The sequence below is a fragment of the Kitasatospora sp. NPDC057500 genome (assembly GCF_042802195.1).
Classification (GTDB): domain Bacteria; phylum Actinomycetota; class Actinomycetes; order Streptomycetales; family Streptomycetaceae; genus Kitasatospora.
Window position 1 is genome coordinate 1 of record NZ_JBHVER010000355.1, and the last position, 4520, is coordinate 4520.

Annotated in this window: 5 protein-coding genes; 1 reads left to right on the top strand and 4 read right to left on the bottom strand. The window is 75.3% G+C overall.

What is annotated here, in order from left to right:
• The 3 genes from ACFU74_RS36220 to ACFU74_RS36230 form a co-directional block, all read right to left on the bottom strand.
• A partial coding sequence (locus tag ACFU74_RS36220; protein WP_380764385.1) for an ABC transporter ATP-binding protein occupies positions 1-880 on the bottom strand: 880 nt, incomplete at its 3' end.
• On the bottom strand, positions 877-2004 hold the full coding sequence (locus tag ACFU74_RS36225) for a FecCD family ABC transporter permease (protein ID WP_380764386.1): 1128 nt from the start codon (positions 2002-2004) through the stop codon (positions 877-879). The genes ACFU74_RS36225 and ACFU74_RS36220, both read right to left, overlap by 4 nt.
• Before the next feature lie 3 nt (positions 2005-2007).
• Entirely contained in the window at positions 2008-3105 is a 1098-nt protein-coding gene (locus ACFU74_RS36230; protein ID WP_380764387.1) for an ABC transporter substrate-binding protein, read from the bottom strand.
• Positions 3106-3331: 226 nt separating this feature from the next.
• Here ACFU74_RS36230 and ACFU74_RS36235 point away from each other — a divergent pair, with 226 nt between their 5' ends.
• Complete coding sequence (locus tag ACFU74_RS36235) at positions 3332-4150, top strand: helical backbone metal receptor (RefSeq protein WP_380764388.1); 819 nt, start codon at positions 3332-3334, stop codon at positions 4148-4150.
• Here ACFU74_RS36235 and ACFU74_RS36240 read toward each other — a convergent pair.
• The gene (locus ACFU74_RS36240; protein WP_380764389.1) at positions 4125-4355 is read right to left on the bottom strand and encodes a hypothetical protein; all 231 of its coding nucleotides are present in this window, start codon (positions 4353-4355) and stop codon (positions 4125-4127) included. The genes ACFU74_RS36235 and ACFU74_RS36240 overlap by 26 nt on opposite strands.
• Between the last annotated feature and the right edge of the window lie 165 nt (positions 4356-4520).

Below are 4520 nucleotides of genomic sequence, written 5' to 3' on the forward strand. Positions count from 1 at the left end.
GTCCTGAGGGCACCCGGGCGCCCGCCGCCCCGGCCGACGTCGTACCCCCGCCGGGTACGGTCCCAGCCCCGGCGCTCCCAGCCCCGGTGCTCCCTGCCAGTGGGCCCCCGGCCGGCGTGCGGTGGTCGAACGCGATCAACGGGTCACCCGTCAAAGGGTGTTCGACCACCGCCGCCCGCACCCCGAACACCTCCGCCAGCAGCTCGGCCGTCAGCACCTCGCGCGGCTCCCCCGAGGCGACCAGCGCGCCGCGGTGCAGCACGTGCAGCCGGTCGCACACCGAGGCCGCCGCGTTCAGGTCGTGCAGCGCGACCAGCGTGGTGCGCCGCTGCTCGCGCAGCAGGGCCAGCAGCTCCACCTGGTGCCGGACGTCCAGGTGGTTGGTCGGCTCGTCCAGCACCAGGACGTCCGGCTGCTGCGCCAGCGCCCGCGCCAGCAGCACGCGTTGTCGCTCCCCGCCGGAGAGCTGGGCGAACCGGCGGTCCGGAGCGTGCGCCATGCCGACCCGCTCCAGCGCCTCGCCGACCACCCGGTGGTCCTCGGCGTCATCCTTGGCGAACGCCCGCTTGTACGGGGTGCGGCCCATCGAGACCACCTCGCGGACGGTCAGCTCGAAGTCCCCGCCGCGTTCCTGGGGCAGCGCACCGATGTGCCGGGCGGACTGCGCCGGGCTCAGCTCGGAAAGGTCCCGCCCCGCCAGCAGCACCCGACCCGCGCTCGGCCGCAGGTGCCGGTACACGGTGCGCAGCAGGCTGGACTTGCCGCTGCCGTTGGGACCGACCAGCCCGGCGATCTCGCCCTCCTTGGCGACCAGGTGGACGCCGGCCACCACGGTCCGCCCGGCCAGGGCGACGCTCACGTCCTCGACGGCGATTCTCAATTCCGCTCCAGTCGTCGGTCGAGCAGGTAGAGCAGGGTGGGCGCGCCGAGCAGCGCGGTGACCACGCCGATCGGCACCTCCTGGCCGTCCAGCGCGGTGCGGGCGAGCAGGTCGACGACCACCAGCAGCACCGCGCCGGTGAGGGCGGACAGCGGCAGCAGCCGGCGGTGGTCGCCGCCGACCAGCATCCGGCACACGTGCGGGACCATCAGCCCGACGAAGCCGATCGCCCCGGAGACCGCGACCAGGACGCCGGTGAGCACGCTGGTGACGGCGAAGATCTCGCGGCGCAGCCGGACCACGTCGACGCCGAGCCCGGCCGCCGTCTCGTCGCCCATCAGCATGGCGTTCAGGCCCCGGGCTCGCCCCTGGAGCAGCAGCATGCCGAGGACCACGGCGGCGGCGGGGACGGCGAGCTGTCCCCAGGTGGCGCCGCTGAGGCTGCCCATCAGCCAGAACAGCACGCCGCGGGTCTGCTGCTCGTCGCCGGTCTGCAGCACCAGGTAGCTGGTGAGGCCGGCGAGGAACTGGCCGATGCCGATGCCGGCCAGCACCAGGCGCAGCGGGGAGAAGCCACCGCCGCGCCGGGCCATCAGCCAGACCAGCGAGAAGGCGGCGAGCGCGCCGAGGAAGGCGGCCACCGAGACCGTGATCCCGGCGATGCCGCCGATGGTCAGCTCCAGGCCGACGCCGGCGCCGAGCACGATCACGCCGACCGCGCCGAGCGAGGCGCCGGAGGAGATGCCGAGCAGGAACGGGTCGGCGAGCGGATTGCGGACCAGCGCCTGCACGGCGGTGCCGACCACACCCAGCCCGGCTCCGACCACCGCCGCCAGCAGGGCGCGGGGCACGCGTAACTGCCAGACGATGAGGTCCCGGCTGCCGGGCGCCGGATGCTGCCCGGTGATCCGGCGCCCGACCACCTCCCACACCTCGCCGGGCGGGATGTCCACCGCGCCGAGCGAGACCGCGGCGGTCAGCGCGACGACCAGGGCGGCGGTGAGCACGGCGGCGAGCGGTCCGGCGCGCAGGGCCCGGACGCGCTTGCGCCGCACGGCCGCGCCTGCGGCGTCCGCGACGTCCGCGGAGTCGCCCGCGGTGGTGGTGGTCGTGGCCCCGGACATCGGCTACTGCCCGTTCTTGACGAGCGTCGGGTGGACCGTCGCGGCGATCTGCCGGACGGTGTCGGCGGTGCGGGTCCCGGCGATGGTGGTGACCTCCGAGCCGATCCGCAGGAAGCGCCCCTCCTGCACGGCCTTCAGCCCCTGGGTGGCCGGGAAGCTCTTGAGGAACGCCTCGGCCTCGTCGAAGGCCTTGCGGTTCGCCTCCTCGCCTCCGCGGTTGCGCACCGCGAGCTGGATCCAGTCCGGGTTCTTGGCCACCACGTCCTCCCAGGAGACGGGCCTGAAGTCGGCGTCGCAGTCGGCGAACACGTTGCGCGCGCCGGCCAGGGTGATCACCGCGTTGGCGACCTGCCTGCCGCAGACGGCCATCGGTTGCTTTGTACCGGCATCGAAGTCGAAGAGGAAGTACCCGGGACGCTGCGCCTCCGGTACGCCCGCGGTGGCGTTCTTGACGTCCGTGATCTGCTTCTCCATCGCGCCGACGATCTCCTCGGCCCGATCGGCCGTCCCGGTGACCGCGCCGAGGCGGCGGATGTCCTCCTCGACGGCGGAGAGGTCGGTGCGCGGGCCCTGGGCGGCCTTGGGGCTCTTGGCGCAGGCCGTGGAGAGCAGCAGCACGTGCTGGATGCCGACCGCCTTCAGCTCCTCCTCGCTCGGCCCGGCGCCCGCCGCCCCCATCGCCGGCATCGGCCCGAAGGTGTCCACGTAGAGGTCGGCGCCGGAACCGAGCAGCTTCTCCTTGGGGATCAGCGTGTCGCCCAGCACCGGCACCTTGGCGCCCTGCTCGGCGACGGGGGCCGGCAGGCCGCCCTTGCGCGGCGGGAACCCGGTGCCGATGACCCGCTCGCCCACGCCGAGTTGGAGCAGCATCTCCAGCGCGGCCGCGTTGCTGGTGACGATCCGCTCGGGCGCCTGCTTGACGGTCGTCTCCTTGCCGTCGCAGTCGGCCACCCTGACCGGGAACGTCCCGCCGGCCGCCGTCGGCCGCGCGCTCCCGCTGCCCGCCTCGTCCGCGCCGCCGTCACCACCGCCGGAGCATGCCGTGGCCGCGGCGAACAGGGCGACGGCAGCCGCGATACCGCGAAGGGCGCGAGGGCGCATCAGAATCTCTCCTGGTCAGTGGTCGTGCTCGGGTCCTTCCTGTGAACCCGGACCAGGTAGTCGGCCACCACGCCCGGCCGGTTCCCGGGAGTTTGCCCCTCCGGGCACCCGGCCGGTGACAGCGGGGCGGCCGGGACAGGACGGCCGGGTGGGGCGGGCCTGGCGGTGGCGAGGCGGTGGCCGGGTGGCGGCGAGGTGGCGGCCGGGTGGTGGCTAGGGTGGGGTGATGACGTCCCCCTCCCCCTCCGGCGGTCCGCCGGCGGCCGACGACCTCGGGCTCGTGGTACCGCTCGGCGCGGGGCCGGTGCGGCGGGTGGTGTCGCTGGTGCCCTCGCTCACCGAGGCGCTCGCCGCCACCGCGGACGGGCTGCTCGCCGGTGCCACCGACTGGTGCAGCCATCCCGCGGACCTGGCGGTGCCCCGGATCGGCGGCACCAAGAACCCCGACGTGGCCCGGATCGTGGCACTCGCCCCGGACCTCGTGATCGCCAACGCCGAGGAGAACCGCCGCCCCGACCTGGACGCCCTGCGGGCGGCCGGCGTCCCCGTCTGGGTCACCGACATCCGCACCCTCGACCAGGCGTTCCGCTCACTGGACCGGCTCATCACCGTCGCCTGCGGCCTTCCCCGCCCGCCGTGGCTCGACGCCGCCGAGGCCGCCTGGGCCGACGCCCGCCCACTGCCCGGCCCGCCCCGGCGGGCGGTGGTGCCGATCTGGCGCCGCCCCTGGATGGTGCTCGGCCACGACACCTTCGCCGGCGACCTGCTGCGCCGTCTCGGCCTGCGCCTCCCGCACGCCGAGGACCCGCACCGCCCCGAGCGCTACCCCGCCGTCCCGCTCCCCGACCTGCTCGCCTCCCGCCCCGACCTGGTGGTCCTGCCCGACGAGCCCTACCGCTTCACCGCCGACGACGGCCCCGAGGCCTTCCCCGGCATTCCGGCAGCGCTGGTGAGCGGCCGCCACCTCACCTGGTACGGCCCGTCCCTGGTGCAGGCCCCGGCCGTCCTGGCGGCGCAGCTCACCCGGACGTCGGCCCACGGGTGACCGCCGGGTCCCTGTCGGACGCGGTGCCGCGCGGGAGGGGCGCGAGGACGTCGACGGTGGCGACGTCGACGGTGGCGACGTCGACGGTGGCGCGGACGCCGTGGGGCAGCGGCGGCTCGGGCCGGCCGCCGCCCATCAGCGGCGTGCGGCGCACCCGGAACCCCATCACCGTGAGCGCGGCGACGCCACGCTCCAACAGCGGCACGGCATCCGCCTCCAGCGGTCCGGCGGGCTCCGCTCTGTCGGCAACGGCCGGGTCGTCGGACCGTCCCGCCTTCTGGCTGTCGCCGGGTCTCAGCAGCCCCTGGCCGTCCGGCAATCGGATTTCACCGGGCGGACACGGGGAAGGCCCCGGAGCACGGTCGTTGAC

Coding starts and splice junctions, on each gene's coding strand:
- ACFU74_RS36225 (WP_380764386.1), bottom strand. CDS start 2,004: ATGTCCGGGGCCACGACCACCACCACCGCGGGCGACTCCGCGGACGTC.
- ACFU74_RS36230 (WP_380764387.1), bottom strand. CDS start 3,105: ATGCGCCCTCGCGCCCTTCGCGGTATCGCGGCTGCCGTCGCCCTGTTC.
- ACFU74_RS36235 (WP_380764388.1), top strand. CDS start 3,332: ATGACGTCCCCCTCCCCCTCCGGCGGTCCGCCGGCGGCCGACGACCTC.